We start from the raw sequence: 18,610 nt of genomic DNA on the forward strand, positions 1-18,610 counted from the left end.
CGTCCGGCCCGGGCCGTCAGTGGCAGGTCAGGATCTCGTGCGTCAACTCCTTGATCTCGTCGGCCACTCCCGGCATCCCGTTGAGTCGGTCGCTCGCCAGGAGTTCCTTGAACCGGAAGTGCCAGGGCACCCGGTCCGCGCCGGTCAGACACTCCACGGACAGCACCCGACGCCAGGCGTCGCTGCCCGCCACCCGGTCCGGGTCGAGCAGCAGCTTGACCGCCTCGAAGATGGAGGCATGCGCCTGGGCGAACTCCTTGGCGCCGGCCGCCGCCCGCGTCGCCCGTTCCTCGTACGACTCCCCCACGGCGCGGACCAGCGTGACCGCGTCGGTCGCGTCGACGGCGCCGTCGAGCATGCCCTGGAACAACAGGGTGTCCCACGCCATCCGGGTGCCGTGCGTCTTCGGGGGATGCGCGCCCGGACCGGTCTCCAGCTCACCCAGCCACCCGGTGGACGAGGTCAGGTAGTCGAAGACGAAGCGCGAGTCGAGCGACCGCCCCGCCGGCCAGGGCTGCCCGTCGTGGAACAACGACACCAGGGTCGGTTCGATCGGCTGCCCGCCGACGACGACGGGCGCTCGCGCGGCCACCCGCAGGGCCAGGTCGAGCCCTCGAAGCCGCAGATCCTCCGGGAACCTGGCGGTCAGGTCCCGCGCGGCCGTGAGCACACCCGGATCCCGCAACTGGTCGGCATGATCGGCGAAGTGCTCCGCCGCCTGCTGGTAGGAGTTCTGCGTCAGGAAATCGACCAGGACGGGCGGCAACGGTGCACGGGCCGTCATGCCGGACAGGTCCGCGGCGTCCAGCATGTCCCGGGTCACCGTCGCACCGTCGAAGGTTCGCGGCGCGGCGTCGGGGCGGAGGACCTGCCACCCGGACCGGGCGTCGATACCACCCTGCATCACCTGCTGGACGACCGCCGCGTCGTAGGTCCGGGCGAGCCGCTCGATCTCGTCGTGCTGACGGGTCCCCACGATCGTCGGCCGCACGTTGTTCAGGTAGTACCGCTCCAGGCTCGCCCTGATCGAGTTGAACTGTTCCCTGTCCAATGGACGGCCCTCGCCGGACTGCACGCGCACGTCGACCGCGATAACGGGCATGCCCTCGAAGTCGACGCTGTTCAGCCCGTACCGGCTCAGGTTCTCCTGCGGCCACGGGCCGACGTACGTCACCTCGTGGTGGAGCGGACGGACCGCCACCGGCCCGGTGGCCTCGGGCAGGGCGACCGGCACGCCGTCCGGACCGACCAGCATCGCGCGCGCGTCGTCGCGTTCGAGGACGGCGGTACGCCAGTCGGTCCCGCCGTCGATGTCGAAAACCTGCGTCGCACCGACCGCGCGCGGGTCATGCCAGGTGAGAGCGCCGTTCTCGTCCGAGGTCAGCCAGAACACCTGCTCGGTGGAGGTACCGACCGCCGTGCCGGTGACCAGTGCCGCCGAGCCCGGGCTGCGCCGGAGCAGGCTCTGGAGCGCCGCCGGTCGCACCGGTGTGAGGGTGCCGCCGATCGCGCTCGCCACGCGGTTGGCCGTCGGCGGCTCGGTCGAGGTGAGCAGGTCGAAGGCGTCGGTGCCCCCGTACCGCGCGGCGTACGCGCCGAGCGCGTACGTCGTGGCGTGCGCCGCCGGCCCGGCGTGCGTGAGGTCCCCGGGGCTGACGCCGAGTCCGAGCTGCGTGCGGGTGAGCGCGGCCCGCTCGTGCCAGGCAGCGAGCCGCTCCATTCCCTCGCGAATGCTGGACGGGGTCCCGGGCAGGCTGACGGCGTCGAGCAGCGCCGCTCGCTGCGCCGCCGCGCTGGGCGGCAGGACCCGGTAGCCGGCGGCCTCCAGGGCGGTCACGTGACCCACGGCCTCCACCGGCACGACATCCGCGCCCGCGATCGGCGCGACCGTCGCCACGGGCAGGTCCAGGCCGGCCGCGATGGACCGCAGCGTCTCCGGGTCGGTGACCGGGGACAGCGTCTCGGGGTCCAGCACCGTGACCGTGTAGCTGGCGCGTGCTCGCGGGTCCAACTGGTCCAGGTAGCGCAGGAGCGCGGGGTCGAGCGCCGAGTCCCGGGTCACGAAGAAGGTGACGCCCGGGGAGACGGTCATCCCGTTGGCGGTCTCCAACAGGTCGGCGTTGATCTGCGGGTCGATCGAGGCCGGCTGGTAGATGAAGCCCTTGCCGAGCACAGATACCAGCACACCAGGCAGGCAGTCGGACATTGTGGGCATAACAGCTCCCTCGATGCGGGACTTGACGTGTCGTGCTCCCAGAACGGACGGGGTGGGCCTCGGGTTCAGAATCCTCGGGCGCGCCGGTTCTTGTGCAAGAGATCTAGAAGCGAACTGCCGAACGGAGCACGTCCTGAAGGCTCGCCATCCGCTCGGTGGCCTGCTCGCGAAGCTGCGCCGCCGCGTCGCGCAAGGCGAGCAGGACCGTCTCCTCGACCTCCGCGCGCCCTGCGGCCACGACCTCGTCGTCGATGCGCAGGCTCCGGACCTCGCCCGTCGGGGTCATCGTGACGGCGACCGCACCCCCGGCGGCGGTGCCGGTCACCTCGAGGACCGCCATCTGGTCCCGGACGGAGGCGATCTGGTGCTGCAGTTCCTGGGCCTGCCGCAGCAGGCCGTCCATGCCATCGTCCGCCATACGTCGAGGTTGCAGCGGTTCAGGGAGCGTCCCGTAGTCCTCGTGTAAGGGACAACCGACGTCCGTCGGTGACTAACAGTCCATGATCCGATTACCCAGCTCGACCATCCTGGGGTTCAGGACGTGGAGCGCCATGACGAACTCCATGAGCGCGCCCCGGGACCGTACCCGCACGAAAGCGGCCCGCTTGAAGGCCATGTCGTACGCGTCGGCGTCGCCCTCCAGGAACTGTGCGACGTTGATCAAAAGGTTGCGCACCACCGCCGTGTCGGGGCCCATCGAGGGCAGCGCGGCCAGCAGCGACGGCAGGGTGGCCAGCGCGTCTCGACTGGCGTCCCGGGCGAGGGACGACAGGATGGTGTCCAGTGTGTCCACACTGGGCTGTCGTAGGAACTCGCGTCCTTCGGGCCTGGATGCCAACGCCCGCAGTGCCGCGTTGTCGGCCCAGTCCAGGGCGGCCCGGTCCAGATCGGCGCCGAACTCGTCGAGGGCAGCGTCGACCCGGTCGGGCGCGAAGCGGGCACCGGTGGCCGCGATCCGGACGCGATGGGCCAACTCCGCGCTCGTCTGGTCCACGCGAGCGCGGAGGAAGCCTTCGAGTGCCGTCCGCTCCTCGCCTGCCGGCACCGTCCGGAGCGCTCGGGTCAGCCGGTCCGGGTCGGACGCCCGGACAGCCATCCCTTCGTCGAGGATCGGCTGTCGGGCCTGGTCGACGAGGACCGCCAGCTCCCACGCGAGCTGATCCGCCGAGTCGGCGGGGTCGGTCAGCCGCCGGGTGTACGCCTCCAGTCCTTCGCGCCGCACCTCCTCCGGCGCTCCATCCGGCAGGTCGGCCACGAAACGGCTGTACTCGTGGGCGAAGCCGGACAGTCTGCGCAACGTCTGTAGCGCATCGGTGCCGAGCACCCGATCCGCCGCGATCACCTGGGGGCGCGCGGCCTGGTGCGCCAATTCCCGCGCCTGCGGGTCCAGCTCACCGTGCTTGACCTCGGAGATGCGCAGATATGTATCAATCAGCTCGTCCGCACGCGCCCGCCGCCTCCCCTCCCTCCGGAGTTCGGCCCTCTGGTTACGGGTGGCCGTACGCCCGTCACCGGTCGATGCCGGCCCACGCTCGACGACCGCCGGCACAGACTCACGCGCTTCGGCCGGCAGATCCGACTCGGATGTCGACACGGCTACCGGCGTCTCGCCGACCGCCTGTTGCCCGGCCCGGCCGACGAGAGCCGCCAGCAGCCGTTCGAGCTGGTCCGCCGCGTCGGCGGGGCCACCGACAAGCAGCCGGGTGTACGCGTCCAGTCCGTCCCGTCGCACGGCCTCCGGGGTGGCGGCGGGCAGGTGAGCCACGAATCGGCTGTACGCGCCGGCAAGGCGGAACTGCGCATCCAGCGCCTCCACCGCGCCGGCGCCCAGGTCACGGTGCGCCGGAACCACGAGGGTCTGGGCGGCGTAACGAACGATCATGCGCGCCTGCGGATCGAGGTTGCCGTGCTCGGTCTCGAAGTCGCGCAGTTGCGTCGTGATCAGCTCGTCGGCGCGTACCCGCTGCTTCTCCGCCTCGTGGATCTCGGCTATCCGCTGGTCGGTGGCGGCGACCAGCTTGGCGTGCATGTCCTCGAAGATGTCGGCGGCGGCGGAGACCCGGGGCTTGTGGGGCCGTTTCGGATCGAACTGGGCATGGGCATTGGTCCAGGCATAGCCGATCAATTGCCTGACGGACTGCTCGAACGAAGCGAGCAGACCATCGACGAGCTTCGGGGCCTGGTGCTTCAACTGCTCCCGCAGCGCGGCCACGTCCCCGGCTTCGCGTCGGATCGCGACGACTCGCTGGTACAGAGGCTCCTGCGCACGGAACAACTGGATCAGATCGTCGAGGTCGGCAAGTGCCACCGCCTCCGACACGCTGCCGGCCGGCCGGTTGAAGATCTCCTCTGCCTCGCGGATGAAGTCCTGCTCCATCGCCACGTGCGCCTCACGGAGCGGCCCGGCGATCACCCCCAGCACCCGCCGCCGGAAACTGCCGGCGAGATCGGGCCGGGTCAACATCTCCACGGCGGGAGTGGGCGTCGCCTGCGCCGGCTCGGGCTCGTCCAACGCATCGCGCACCGTGTCGGTCAGCACGGCACGCAGGCCGGCGGCGAGCGTGCGCACCCGCGCGCTGATCCCGCCCTGGGCGGCCCAGGCGCGGACTTCCCGGTCGAGGTGTCCGGTGAGGTCGGCGACCGGGTGGGTGGAGTGCAGCCCGGGAAGGACTCCCGCGAGCCGTGCGTCTTCCAGCCCCGACACGAGACGTCGCCCGAGTTCGGTGAGCTGGTCGAGTTCCCAGTCGGCGGCAGCTTCCTCCCGCCACTGCGCGCTGCGGTCGGCGACCACGGCGACGACCTCGTCGGTCAGCCTGGTCGTCAGCGCGGTACGTCGCGCGTACTCGTCCAGGCCGTCGAGGATCCGGTTCTGTTGGGCCTGCCAGCGTTGCCGGGCACGAGCGACGGCGGACGCGGAACCGTCGTGGAGGTTGTAGAGCCGATCGAAGGCACCGAGGACCAGCTCTCGGGTGGCCTGGTCGGCAGCCCTCTCGTGGAGCGCGAGGTCCAGTTTGTCGCGGTCCTCCCTCCGCATCTCGTAGCCCGCCGCCCAGTCAGCGCGCCAACGTCCGCTCCCCTTGACGGCGTCGTCGTACTCCTTCTGCCAGAGCTTCCGGTCGTAGTTCCAGTCGCCGGCGAACCTGGCATCGAGGTCAGCCAACACAGCGGCCCGGAACGCCTCCGAAGCGGCCGCCGCGGCAGCGGTGTCCACCTCGGAACCCGGTTGCTGGCTCCGCGCGGACCCGTCCGCCTCGGATGCCGCCGACTCGCCGAACAGCAGGTCCCACAGGCTCCCGTTCACCACCGCCCGCTTGTCCGAGGAGGCACTCGGGGACGCGGACGCCGTGGGTTTCGCCTGCTGGTTCGGCAGCAGTTCGGACAGGCTCCTGTCCACTGCCGCCCGCTCGGCCGCGTAGCCCACCCCCTCCTGTGCTGGGACGACCTCGTCGCGGAACGAGTCGACGACCGCATCGTCAGCACCCTCGATGACACGCGGAACGATCCACTTGAGGAGCGCGTCACGCTCGGCCGGACCGAATACGGCGGGCAGGTTGTCGATCGTGGCGACGTCGAGGTACGGCCGCACGGCCCTGTCCACCACCGCAGCATCGGCGGCGAGGTTCCGAGCCCGCGCGGCGACGGTCCGAACAGCGACCCAGGCATCCAGCCGAGACCTGATGCCGCCGACGCGGTTCTGCCACCACGTCTGCTCGTCCGCCCCGAACAGGGTCGGCGAGGGATAACGTCGTTCGAAATCCTCGGTGACCGCCTTGAGGTACTCGTCGGCGGCCGCCGTGGCTTCGTCCTCGGGGAGGAGCCACCGGGCCTTCGCCTTGTCGAGATCCGCGCGCAGGTCGGTCTGGATCTCCGCTCGGGCCTGCTGCCACCGGGAGTACGCCTTGATCCAGGCCGGCGCGTTCGTCAACCGCTGGGCGAGATGATCCCGCCAGCCGTCGGTTTCGAGCTTCCACCACTGCGCGTGGGCCTCGTCGAATTCACGCAGCACGTCCGCCTGATGCGCCGCCACCGCGGCGGTGTCACCGGGAAGCTGACCCAATTCGGCCTGGAGCCGGGCTCGCTGGGTCGCATGACCGTTACCGTCCGGCACCGCTACCGGATCGGAGAGAAGCCACTGCCGCACGGCCTCGCCCACATCGCCAGCGATCCCGACCGCCGCGGCATCGGCTGCCCTGACACGCTCGACCAGGTGCGCGGCGAAAGCGGCCTGTTCCTGCGGCCTGAGCCCGGCCGGGCGGTACTGCCTGCGCCTCAGGGAGAGGTGTACGCCCAGCGCGCCCTCGACCTGATTCATCAACCGACGAACCGTCTGGCTCACCGGCCCCTCGTATGCCTCGTGAACGCCGTGGGTGACGATGGCGGTTCGGCGCAGGCCCAGGGCGATCCGGCTCCCGATCTGCCAGAGGGTGAGCCAGCCATCGGTTACGAGGGTCAGATTTCTGAGCCTCTGCTTCGGCAGACCGCCCATGTCTTCGGTGAAGCGAGACCCGAGTGGGTAGGTTTCGTCGAACTCGTCCAGGCCCTTCTGGTGGAACGCGGCAGCGGCCGCTACCGCTGACGCGGCGCTCGCCTGCTCCGCGAGGTCTGCCTCCATCGTGCTCTTCGGGCCGAGCAACTTCTCGAGGCTGGCATCGAGATGCTGACGGAGGCCGTCGGCGAACGCGGTCCGCGCCGCGACTCTGTGCTCGTAGGACCTGATCCAGTCGTCCCTGGTGGCGATTCGCTTGTCGAGTTCCACCATCCAGGCCGCCCGGTCGAAGTTCCAGTTCGCCTGGTTGGCCGCGTCGAAACGGCGCAGCTGGTCGTCCCGGAACGCCGTGCTGGCCTCGTCCGTGCCGGGCGCCTCGGACCGCAGCCGGTTGTCGAGCCGAATCCGCTCGTGCGCGAAATCGACGGGGTAGTACGACCGTCCCCACGCGGGGTCCGAGGCCACCGCGTTGCGGCGCACCAGCCCCATCAGCTTCTCACCGGCCCGCCTCGGAATGACCCTGGCAAGCTCGCCGACCAGACGTTCCTGCTCGGGCAGGCCGAGTGCCTGCGCCGGGCTGGTCTTTCGGCTGGAGCCGAGATCGAGGTACGGCTTGACGACCTTGTCGATCGCGCCGGCGAACCGGCGCGAGCGCTTGTTCTGCCCGCCCCGACCAACCGCGAGCTGGTAGGCCCGGTCCGCCAACGCGCGGACGGTCTGCCACGCCTGGGAGCGTTCGATGAGTCGTCGGTACTCCCGTTGCCACCCGTCGTACTCCGCGATGCCGAACTCCTGCCCGACGGGAACGCTTGCGGTGACCTGTTGGAGTACGGCGGTGCGGAACGCGGCGGCGGCAGGGCCGACGACGTCCGTCTCGAGATCGCGCTGCAACTCGGCCACCGCGTACGCCCGAGCCACGCGGGAGGTCACCGCGCTCGTCGTCCCGGCGATGTGCTCCTGACCGGAGGAGGACGGCTCGGCCCGCCAATTCCGCCGGAATTCGGCGTCGACGGCGGCCAGAACCTGCTTGATCTCCTCCCGATGCGCCTCGATCGCACTGTCGAGGTGCCGCCGAACGGCACGCCCCGGGTTGACGCCGAGCGGACCACCCTCCCGAAATATCGGAAGGGCCGCACCACCGCCTTGTCGGGCCTGCTCCTTGATGGCGGTCCGCGCCTCGGTGAGCGCTTCGTTCAGACCCTTCTCGAGCTGGGCACGGCGGGTGGCGAAGTCGTTCCCCGGTCGGGTCGGTACCGGCGTGCTGCGGAGCTCCTCGGCAAACGCGTCGCTCTCCTGCTCGGTCGAGTCGGCGAGCAGGGACCGGCCGAGCATCTCCTGTTCGCGGGGACCCATCGAGACCGGCAACGGCCTCGTCAACGACAGGTCGAGGTACGGCCGCAGCCGCTGGCTCACCGCAGCAGCCTGCTCGGGAGTGCTGGCCCGCGCGACGGCTCGGGCAGCGACCGCGTGGGCGACCAACCAGGATTCGAACTGCCGGAACATGTCGTCGAGATGGCTCTGCCACTGCGCGGCTTCCGCTTCGCCGTACCGGCCGTTCGCGGGATAAGCACGGTCGAACTGCTGCTCGGCCTCCGCCACGAACTGGTCGACGGCAGTTGTCGACTGAGGCGGGAGGTCACGGAGGGCCTCTTCGACGCGGCTTCGCACGACGGACGGAAGCTCGGTCCGGACCGCTGCACGACGCAAGCGCGACGCCACGAACTCGTTCGCCCCGGCCAGCGTCTGCTCCACCCGCTTGGCCAGCAGGTCGCGGTCGAACGCCAGGTCGGCGCTGGCCATCTCATCGAGGTGTCCCCGCGCCCGGTCGGCGAGGGCCTGCCGGGCCTCGACGAGCACCGGACCCGGTTCGTACGCCGCCGAAACATCGTCCAGACGTTCCTCGATCTGACGATTCAGCGCCACACGCTCAGCGGCCAGACCCTCCCCGGACCGGGCGGACACGGGATGCTCCCGCAGCGACCTGACGGCCCTGCCGCGAAGGGGGGACACACTCTCGGACCTGGCCACCTCGTCCAGCCGCCTGCCGATCTGGTCGGCGAGTATCGCCTGTTCCTCGACACCCATGGCGGACAGCGGGCGGACGTCCCCGGACAGGTTCAGGTACGGCGCGATACCGTCCGTGACCACCTGTTGTAGCCGCTGCCGAATGTTGCCCCGCCTGGTCGCCTCGACCTCGGTGTTCGTGCCCGGCGCTCCCCTCAGGTGCCGTTGCACGATCTGCTCGAGTCGCTGACCGACGAGGTGAGCGGTCACCCAGCTGTTGGCCGTCCCGATCGACGTGGCGTACTGCGCGTTCCAGAGCTTGACCTGGCTGGGGCTGAACGTGGCGCTGCCCGCCAACTTGTGGAACTCGGCAGTCACCGCGTTCGTGAAGGCTTCTCCCGCCGCGGCCAACGCCGCCTTGCTGGACGCGTTACGGTCCAGGCCGGCGAGCGCCTGCGGCACATCTCGCTTGAGGTCGACGAGCAGCCGTTGCTCGGTCTCCTGATACAACGCCTGTGCGTCGATGCGCCGGTCGATGCCCTGCAACGTCTCGTCCAAACGGCGCTCGAAGCGCGCCCGATCGAAGGCGAGCGTGTACTCCTGGTTCAGGTTCCTGAGCACCTGATCCCGTACCGCGGAGGCCGCTGCGGCCCGGGATACCTCGGTGACGAAGGGGTTCGGTGTACCCAGCGCCTCCGCGATCGCGTCGTCGACGCGCGCGGTCGCCTGGTCCCGCATCCTGGCGAAGATCGTCTCCGCCGAGGTTGGCACCACCTCCGGGCCCAGGAGCTTTGTGGTCACCGACTCCACGATCTGCGGCGCCAGCTCGTGGAGCGGCTCACCGGCGCCGTCGATCTTGAGTCGCAGCTCGGCAACGGCCAACACCGACGGACGGATCCCCTCCACCAACGCCCGCTGTTCGGCTGCCCCGAGCGAGGCCGGTAGGTGCCGGGTCCCGCCCTGCAGCGCCGAGCGGATGTCCTCGGCGATCACGTCGCCGAGGCGTCGCACGTCCGACCTGGGCAGATCGCCGGCATATGAATTGACGAACTCGTCCGCGAACTCCTCGACGCGTCGCTCCATCATGGCGACCTTCATTCGGCTGTCGACCGAACCGCTGAGGTTGTCGTACCGCCGCTGCCACACACTGGTGAAGTCGTCGCCGACGCCCGGCGGCCGACGCGCCGCCGCGAGTTGCGCGTCGCGCATCTCCTTCGCGAACGCGCGTTGGATGTCCTTGGCGACAGCCTCGGGCGCGGCGCGATCGGCGCCCTGCAGGCCGAAGCTGTCCACCGCGTCGCGCAGGTCGGCGTCGAGACGCGACTCCAGGTCGGCGATGAAGGCGTCCCGCCGCAGTTTGGTGAGGTGGCTGCCGTACTGGTCCCCGTTGACATGTTCGTCAGCGAGCCAGGTCGTCCGCTCCGAGGTGCTCCGCAGGGTCTTGTCCCGGGCGGCCGTGAACTCGGCGCGATGCGCGGTCGCGAGGTCGGCGACGACGTCGGGATCCAGAGGTTTCGCGGAGCGGAGCGCCGCCGAACTCTCGATGGCGTGGAACTCCTGCGCCGCGCTCCGGAGGACGGTCAACGAGTCGAGCTCGGCCGCCACCCGGTCCGGCAGGCCGGCGCGCAGCTCGTCCACCCTCCGCGTCCAGGCCGCGTTCGCCTCCTCCGGCGGGCGGCCCGGGGAATGGACCTCGTCGTACGCGCGCCGGACGTCGGCGTCGAGCCGACTGCCGATCCGGTTGAGACCCGCGCCGTCGAGCGGGCCCGCCACGTCGTCGAGACGCAGCTTGAGGGAGTCCCGGGTGAAACGCACCAGGTGCGGCTCGGCCAGCAGATCCAGCTCGGTGGCGAGACGGTCGCCGGTCAACTCGTCGAACCGCGCCTTCGCCTCTTCGGCGGATGCCGCGCCGCGCGGCGCGGCACCCTCGACGTCGCCCTCGACGTCGACGTCGCTGCGCGGCCCGCTGGTGTGCAGGCCGTCGTCGACCCGGGCGATCAGGTCGTCCTGGAACCGCGACAACTGCTCCGGGGTCAGATCGGGCCGCAGCCCGGCGGCCGTGCGCGCCTCCATCCGAGCGGCGGCGACCTCCTCCAACCGTATCGACGCCTGGTGGGCGACGGTCAGGCGAACGGACAGGCCGGGCGAGGTCAAGATTTTCGGATCGTGGCGTTGCAGCGACTCGAAGGCGCTCCGCACCCGCTTCTCGACGGACGTCACGTGCTCCGGAGCGAAGATGTCGTCCAGTTGCCGCGCCTCGGTGGACCCGGCGAAGGTGGATCCCGGCTTCCACCGCTCCACGCCGAACGCGCCGTCCGGGCCGAACACCCGGTCGAAGGCGTGCCGGGTCTGGCTGGACAGGGTGGCGACGACCTCGTCCGCCACGGCGTTGCCACCCGGTCGTAGCTCGTCACCGATCGCACGGCTCTTCGAGAGCCCGTTCGCCAACGTCGAGTCGCCCGTCAGATAGTTGTCGACGTACCGGCGCGCATCCCGCGCCAGATCGGTGATCCGGGCGTCGACGGCAGCACCGCGATCCGCCTGCGGGGCAGCCTTGGCCAGGTCGTCGATCTCCTTGGCCGCCGTCGGGGAGAAGCGTTCCCAGAACGCGGTGATGTGGTCACCCGTCTGACTCGGACCGGCCTTCGGAGAGGAGGAGGGTTCCGGTAGCTCCTCGATGTGCTCGCCTGCGGGTGCCCCCTCCGCGGTGGGGGTCGCGTCGCCGTCGGGCGTGGGCTTCGTGTTCCGCCTGAGCAGCTCGGCCCGGTCAGCCAGCCGCGCGTCACGGTGGAACGCCTCCTCCACGGAGCGGCGCACCTCGTCGGCCCGTCCCTCCCAGCGCGCCTGTGCGTCGAAACGTGCCGGCAGCGTCGACCGGAGTTCGTCGTACCCGCGGGCGAAGCCCACGACGTCGGCATGCCCGTGCAAACCGTCCGGGCCGCCCAGGTACTTGGTGACGAGGGCCTCGGCGTCCGCCTCGTATGCCCGCCGCAGCTTGTCCACGGCTATGGAGGAGGACCCGTCCACGGTGGGTTCGACCGACGTGAAGTCGCGGTTGGCCTTCTCCCGCACCAGCCGTCGGGTCTCGGCGAGATCGAAGGCGTCCCCGTACTTCTGGGTGCGGGCCAGCGTGGTCGAGTCAGCAAGATCGTCGACCAGGTGGGCTGTGGTCTCACGGGCCCCGGGACGACTCAACCAGGTGATGCCGGACCCTTCACCCGCCGGCATCCGCTCCGCCAGGCGATGGATCTGCCCGATCACCGCATCCGGGACATCGACTCCGGACACGCCCACCACCACGCGCCCGTCGTCACTGACCTCGCCGAGCCGAATATCGAACGCGTCGCCGACCCTCACCTCCGGCGGCCGGGCCCACACGCCCCACGCGTGCGATTCGAGCGTCCAACCCTCGTCGAGGCGGTACACACCGGGCCGGGCACCGGGGGTCAGCCCGAACGGGGCGTCCACGGCCGGCACCCCGGAACGCCATTCGACGGCGAGGTGTTGCAGCGTGGCGACACCCGTGCCGTCCACCGGATGCGCGACCGCGTCACCGGGGGCCGGACGGGTCCGGAAGGCGACCGTCAACCCGGTGTCCCGCGCCACCCCCACGAGCGCGGCGTCGTCGAGGAACGGCGCGTGCAGCACCACGCCGTCCCGCGCCAGTGGACCCAGGCCGGCCAGGTCCACCTCGGGCCGTACGCCCGGACCGGCCACGATCCGGAGCCCGTCGGGCAGTTCACCGAGCCCTCTGGTGGCCCGTACGACGGCGGTGTCCGCGACGGCCTGGGCTGCGTCGACGTGCACGACCAGACCACCCGACGTGGGGGTGACCGCCAGTCCGCGTCCGTTCAGCAGTTCGCTGATCTGCCGACGATGCTCGGCCCACGACTCGGGTGCGCTACGGGGCCGCGTCGGTGTCGGTCCGCCGGCCGTGGACCGGGCCTCGACCCGCAGATCATGCAGGACCTGGGCGGGAACGCGGGTCTCACCGGTGTGCATGATCGCGTCGTACGCGGTCAGCCGCTCGTGGACGTAGGTCGCCTCGAGCCGGTCGAGCATGCTCTTCGGCAGCTTGGCCTGGGACAGCGGGTCCAGCCCGGCGAAGTCCCGGAATGCCTGGTCGCGTACGCCGACGAGGTCGGGGTGCAGCGCGGACGCCGGCGAGCCGTCCGGCACGGGCCGTTGGTCCGTGAACGGGTCGTCGCCGGCGACCCGCTCGGATCCGGCAGGTGGACGGTCGCGGACCGCTCCGGGGTGGAAAGCCTCGCGTACCTCGGTCTGCATCTGGACCGTCAGGTCGTCCCACCGGGCCAGGTTCGGGCCTCGGCGGTCGATCCCGCGCACCAGTTCACCGATCTCGGTGTGGTACTTCTCGCGGACCCTCTGAAGCGCTCGGATGACATCGTCGGGGGAGCCGCCGCGCATGACGAGGTCGGCCCTGGCCGTGGCGATGTCGTCGGCCAGGCGTTCGATCTCGTGGTACGCGAAACCGTTGACGCGCAACTGCTCGCGCATACCCCGGAAGCGAGCTTCCCAGACCTTCTCGGTGGCCTGGAACCGGGCACTGCCGGGCCCGTGACCCGCCTCGTAGACCGGCCGCCAGACGCGCTCGAACTCGTCGTCCACCGCGTTCCGGAACGACGCCCGCCACTCGGCCGCCTCCTTCTCGGGCAGCGACTCGAGGGAGCGGAGGCGGGGCGGCCCCGCCACCTTGGTCAGACCCGCGATGTTGCGCGTGGCCTGGACCTCGGCGTTGAATGCCGCGTCCGCGTCCGGGCGGAACCGTTGGACGGCGGACGCGCTCCGGACAGCCGCTTCCCACCGCCGGTTGATGTGCCCGACCGCGTCGTCGAGCGCCCTCGTCGGGTTGTCGCCCGGCCGGTACTCGACGCGGTGCTCACGCTGCACGTAGGCCGTCGCGTACCGCTCATCGGCGAACTGTTTGCCGATGCTCTTGCTGAGGGTGGTGAACTCCTTGTCCCGGTCGGCGGCCCAGTTCCGTGCCTCGGTCTCGACCTGCCGCCTGACCTGGGCCGCGTCGTCCGCCGCACGCGTCAACTGCGGATCGCTCCGCTCGCCGGCCGCGGCCCGGGCATCCCGGGCAGCGGTCGCCGCCGCGTCCGCGTCGAACTTCGTCCGCGCCTGGTCGAGAGTCGTCGGCCGGTCGCTCGCGACGTCGTACCGTCCACCGCGCGCCTGTTCGGTCCGGTGGTCCCGGATGGCGTTGCGGAAGTCGTCCATCGCCTGCCGGAACTCCGCCCCCTTGGTGCTGCCGAGGCGATCGAGCAGGGGGTCGAAGCGGGAAGCGGGCAGGCCGGCGCGCCGGACGATGTCGGCGGCCACCGTCTTGACCGCCCCGGCCATCTCACCCTGGATCGTCGCCGAGAAGTCCCTGCCGATCATCGTGCGGATCGCCGGCAGTTCCTTGGCCACACCGGCTTCGCTCGCGAAGAACGCGGCGAAGCGCTCCAGTGTCTGCGTGTTCTGGCCCGCCAGTAGGCCGGCGTGCGGTCCGAACTGCGCGGCCATGCCCTCACGGACCGACGACCAGAACTGCGCGCGGGCTTCGGCCGCCGTCGTGATCCGCCGCGCCGCCGCGGCCTCCTTCGGATCGGGTATCCGCTCGGCCCGTACGGCCTTGGCGGAGACGAGGTCCGCGTGCCGGTCGGACAGGTTGCGGGCGACCGTGTCCAGCTCCCCGCGCGCCGGGCGGGCGCCACCGGCGTCGGACCGGACCTCGGCTCGATCGATCGCAGCGCTGCGGACCGGCTCGGCACCGACCGGACGGCCGGCCTCCGGCGACCGTGGGGTGGCACCCGGCGTAGCCGACCTCGTGGCCGAGGTCGCGGGCGCGCCATCCGCCGCCCGCGAGGCACCGCCCGCCGTGGACGGCGTGGGCGTTTCGCGGGCACCCACACCGGCAGCGGAGATCGACTCGGAACCCACCGGTCGCGCGCTGGTAAGCGACGGCTTGGGCACCGGCGCCGAGACCGCCGGCAACTTGCCCGGTAGCGACGGATCGGCACGCGGCACCTTGAGCGCGTCGGCCGCCGAGACGGTGATCGCGGTGGGTGGCTCGCCGTGCCCCAAGGCCGCCCGCGGCAGCGTGGGAGGCGCGCCGGCCGCGTGCGGGCCGACGCCGACACTCGGCCCGGCGACGACCGCGTCGCGCGGCGGCGAATCCACCGCCGCGCCAGATCGACCCGGGGTACGACCGCCCGACGAGACGACGGACGTCGGCACCTCTCCGTCGGCCGTACGCGGCGGCTCGGCGACCCTGCCCGTTCCCTGCCTGGCCGTCCCCGCACCCTCCCGTGCCGGACCTCCTGGCTGAGTCCCATGTGGCGAGGCGGCGGCATCCATCTGACCCACCCGCGCACCACCTGAACCACCGGTCGGCGGCCCGTCTAGAACAGCCCGAGGGCCCGCCGACGGAGCGACCTGCTCCCCCGAGGGAGGACGCACCGAATTGCGGACCACCGTCGTAGGCGCTTCTCCGGTCGCCTGCGGGACGCCCGGGGTCCTCTCGGATACGACGCCGCCGCGCGCACCCGACGCGCCACCCGTCGCGTCGAGCGGACGCTCGGCGACCGGGGCGATCCGGGCACTCGATGAAGCCTCCGGCGTCGCTGCCCGGAAGCTGCCGGGGTTGGCCGTCGCCGGCCCGTCCACACCAACCCGCGCCGCGCCCGACCCCACTGTGGGAGGACCATCCACAGCCGCCCGGGGACCGCCCTGTCCCACCGCCGGAGGACCGTCCACAGCACCCCGAGGCGCAATCGGCCCGACCGCCGAAGGGCCGTCCAGGGAGGCCCGGGGAGGTCCCATGAGTCCCGGTTGATCCCCGGCCGGGGGCTTACGGACGACTGTCGCCGGGCCGTCTCCGGTCAGCGCGCGCGGAACGCCCGGCACGCCGCCATCCGCGGAGCCCCCGGGAACTCTTTCGAACGCGGCGTTGCCCCGCGCACCCAGCGCCCCACCGGACGCGTCGAACGAACGTCCCGCATCCGGGGTGATCCGGGCGCTCGACAGCGGTCCGTTACCGGCGATTCCCTCCGGAGGACCGGCTGCCCGCTGGACTCCCGCCCTGGGGCCACCGGCGGCAGCGTCGACGTGCGGTGTCGCCGACAGCGGCGAACTGCCACCCGGTCTGGCGGTCTCGCCGATCTCCCCGACGTTGCTGACCCCTCTCGAGGTCGAGGGCGTGACGGGCACGTCGACGACGTTGCCCACACCGCCCTTGGGCCCACCCCGCCCGAGTCCCGGCAGGCCGCGGATGGACCCGAGACCACCCATCAAGCCAGCCAGACCGACGCTGAGAGCCTCCCAGGCGTCCGGCTTGAAACGTCCGCTTCCCGGCACGGCGGCGTGCGCGATTCCCCCGGCGGCCATGTCGAACCCGAGCTGCAGCCCGCCGTACGTCAGGACACCCAGGGCGATGTCGAGCACGAGGGTGGCGATCGTCCGGGCCAGGCCGGTCAGGCTCGTCATCCCGATGAGGATGTCGGCGACCGCGGCGAGGATCGGGCCGAGGACGAACGACACCACGAGCAGGAGGACCCCGAACACGCCCAGCAGGGCCTGCAGGATCGCGTCGACCTTCTGTTTCCGGAGAAACTCCTCCCACTTCCCGGCCACCTCGCGGAGCGCGTTCGCCCACTCACGGGCCCCCTGCGCGGCCTTGCCGACCTGCTCGATCACCTTGTCGGCGGCCAGGCGCATGGCGTTGTGGGCCTGGCCCTCCCACTGGATGCCGTCCACGCTGGACCGCACGAGCCCGCCGTAGCTGTCCAGGCGTCCGGCCTGCTCGTCCCACTTCTGGGCGAGGGCACGCAGCTTCTCGGGGTCGGGATGACTCGGAGGAATGTCGGGGTAGGTCACGGAGATCGGATCAGACGTCGCCGTACGTGATCTGGATGGGGTTGTACGTCGAGTTCTCCGGCCGCTTTCCGTCGTCCGCCTGGCCGGTCGTTTCCAGTGCCTCGGTCAGCGCGTCGAACATGTGGAAGACGCTGTGCTCGGCGTTGTCGTAGTTGCTGGCCGCCTGCACCGCCACCACCCGGACCAGACCGAAGATGCCCGGCTTGCCGTCCTTGCCGTCACCCTCGGGCTCGCCGAACAGTTCGGCCTGCACCCTGTCGAGCCGCTCGTTGAATGCGTCCGCGGCGGCGGCCGATTCGCCGACCCAACTGAGCTTCAGGTTCTTCCACGTATCGGCGATCACGTTCCAGCACTCGACGATCGCGGCGATCTCGGCCTTCATCGAGACGTGTGCGGTGTGGTAGATGACGCCCGGCCGCACGTAGATCGCCTTGGCGCTGTCCTCGTACGACGTCGGGGCGTCCGACGGGAAGGGGACCGTCACCGTTGCTCCTCGGTTTTCCGGGTACTGGAAGCCAAGCTAGTGAGCCGCGTGGGCCAGCGGCACGGCCCCGTTTGGGACCAACGGGTCACCCCAACGAGGACGTTGCCGGTTTCGTCATGCGCCCGTAAGAGTCGGGTATGGCCAATGAGGGAGCGAATGTCGTCGATCTGACCCAGACCTGGTCGGACGCCAAGACGATTAACGGCGACAACGGCAACTACACCGACCCGGCGAGCGCCGCGCCGACGCAGCCCGCTGTCATTCCGGACGGCGCCGGCGGCTTCAAGGACACGTACGGTCGTCCGACAAACGACAAGGGCGTCCTGGTCGACGACAAGGGTGTCCCGCTCGACCCCGGGCAGCCGTTCATGGGCTCTTTCACGGTTCACCTGGACACGGTGCATTCCGCCGAGCAGACGCTCCTGCACGAGGCCCAGAACCAGATCGCGCAGTTCGAGGCTTTTCGCGACGAGGTGGTCAGCCAGGAGTCATGGATCTTCTTCGCCGAGAACGCGGAGGACCTGGTTCCGCGCTACCACGAGAACTATCAGGATAATGCGGGCGACTACAGCAACACCAACGTGTTCTCGTATCCGGAGGGCACCTACGCCGACGCCAAGGACGGCAACCCGGAGGAGACGGCGAAGCTCGTGCATGCCCAGAACCAACTGCTCCAGGGCTGCGGAACGGCCATCCATCTGGTCGGTACCTTCATCGGCAAGCTCAACGACGCCGGTCAGATGTACGCCGGAGCCGACCGTGCTTCCTGGGCCCCGGACCCGGACTGAGGCCGAACCTGCGATGACGGGGCGGTGCGGATCTCCCGACACCGCCCCGACCCCGCCGTTCCCACTCAGCCCTGCGGCCGCCAGGTCCTGAGGTTCGTCCACTCGCACTCCGCGTAGTTGTTCCAACTGAGGTTCAATGCGGAGGCGATGAGACCGAGAACTCCCTCCGGCCCGAAGAGCCCGTCCGCGGCGAGGTTCCACTCGCCCTGAAGACCCTCGTAGTACTCCTTGGCGTCGCCCTGCCACGTCTCCGAGAGCGGAAGCAGCTTGCTCTTGAGCGCTTCGAGCTGGCCGACGATCTCGTTCGCCCGGCCGTTGAGTTGCCCGCCGGCGGTCTCCAACTCCAACGGCACCCAGAGACTGCTGCTCGTGGGATCACCCATGACGTACTCCTTGCTGTTGAGTCAGAGCTGTCGAGTCAGAGCCGGGCACCGGGGATGTCGCCGTTGACGGCGACCAAGCTGTTGATGTTGGAGATTTCCGTGTCGACGTAGTTGACGGCGTTGCCGCGCAGGCCGCTGGCAATGTCCGCCAATGCGTTGTGCAGCATCTTCCCGTAGATGTCGAAGTCGGTCATCAGCGCGTTGAACTGGTCGGAGGCGACCCCGTGCCACTGCGACTGGAGATTGACCACGAAAGACCTGAGCGAGGCAAGCTCCGCGTCGATCTCGGAGTTCGTGGAATCGCAGCTGGCGGCCGCGTCCGTCACCATCTGAGGGGTTACCTGAACTCTTTGCACTCTGTCCGCC

At 70.6% G+C, this 18,610-nt stretch carries 7 protein-coding genes; 1 reads left to right on the forward strand and 6 read right to left on the reverse strand.

What is annotated here, in order from left to right; genetic code table 11:
* Positions 1–16 precede the first annotated feature (16 nt).
* The 4 genes from ACTFTM_RS00090 to ACTFTM_RS00105 all read right to left on the reverse strand — a co-directional run bounded on the left by ACTFTM_RS00090 (position 17) and on the right by ACTFTM_RS00105 (position 17,073).
* Complete coding sequence (locus ACTFTM_RS00090; RefSeq protein ID WP_449563857.1) at positions 17–2,185, reverse strand: hypothetical protein; 2,169 nt, start codon at positions 2,183–2,185, stop codon at positions 17–19.
* 133 nt (positions 2,186–2,318) lie between these two features.
* Positions 2,319–2,633, reverse strand: a complete 315-nt coding sequence (locus tag ACTFTM_RS00095; RefSeq protein WP_449563858.1) for a YbaB/EbfC family nucleoid-associated protein — start codon at positions 2,631–2,633, stop codon at positions 2,319–2,321.
* A gap of 72 nt (positions 2,634–2,705) precedes the next feature.
* Positions 2,706–16,589 (reverse strand): hypothetical protein, encoded by a 13,884-nt coding sequence (locus tag ACTFTM_RS00100; protein ID WP_449563859.1) that lies wholly within the window; start codon positions 16,587–16,589, stop codon positions 2,706–2,708.
* A gap of 10 nt (positions 16,590–16,599) precedes the next feature.
* Positions 16,600–17,073 carry a hypothetical protein gene (locus tag ACTFTM_RS00105; protein ID WP_449563860.1) on the reverse strand — a complete coding sequence of 158 codons (474 nt, stop codon included), beginning with the start codon at positions 17,071–17,073 and terminating at the stop codon, positions 16,600–16,602.
* A gap of 137 nt (positions 17,074–17,210) precedes the next feature.
* Here ACTFTM_RS00105 and ACTFTM_RS00110 point away from each other — a divergent pair, with 137 nt between their 5' ends.
* Complete coding sequence (locus ACTFTM_RS00110; protein WP_449563861.1) at positions 17,211–17,861, forward strand: hypothetical protein; 651 nt, start codon at positions 17,211–17,213, stop codon at positions 17,859–17,861.
* 65 nt (positions 17,862–17,926) lie between these two features.
* On the opposite strand, the gene ACTFTM_RS00115 is transcribed toward ACTFTM_RS00110, so the two are convergent.
* Both ACTFTM_RS00115 and ACTFTM_RS00120 read right to left on the reverse strand, forming a co-directional pair.
* A complete protein-coding gene (locus tag ACTFTM_RS00115; protein ID WP_449563862.1) occupies positions 17,927–18,244 on the reverse strand; it encodes a WXG100 family type VII secretion target in 318 nt (105 codons plus the stop codon).
* Positions 18,245–18,279: 35 nt separating this feature from the next.
* A complete protein-coding gene (locus ACTFTM_RS00120; protein WP_449563863.1) occupies positions 18,280–18,600 on the reverse strand; it encodes a WXG100 family type VII secretion target in 321 nt (106 codons plus the stop codon).
* Between the last annotated feature and the right edge of the window lie 10 nt (positions 18,601–18,610).

This window comes from Micromonospora sp. RB23, assembly GCF_053585025.1.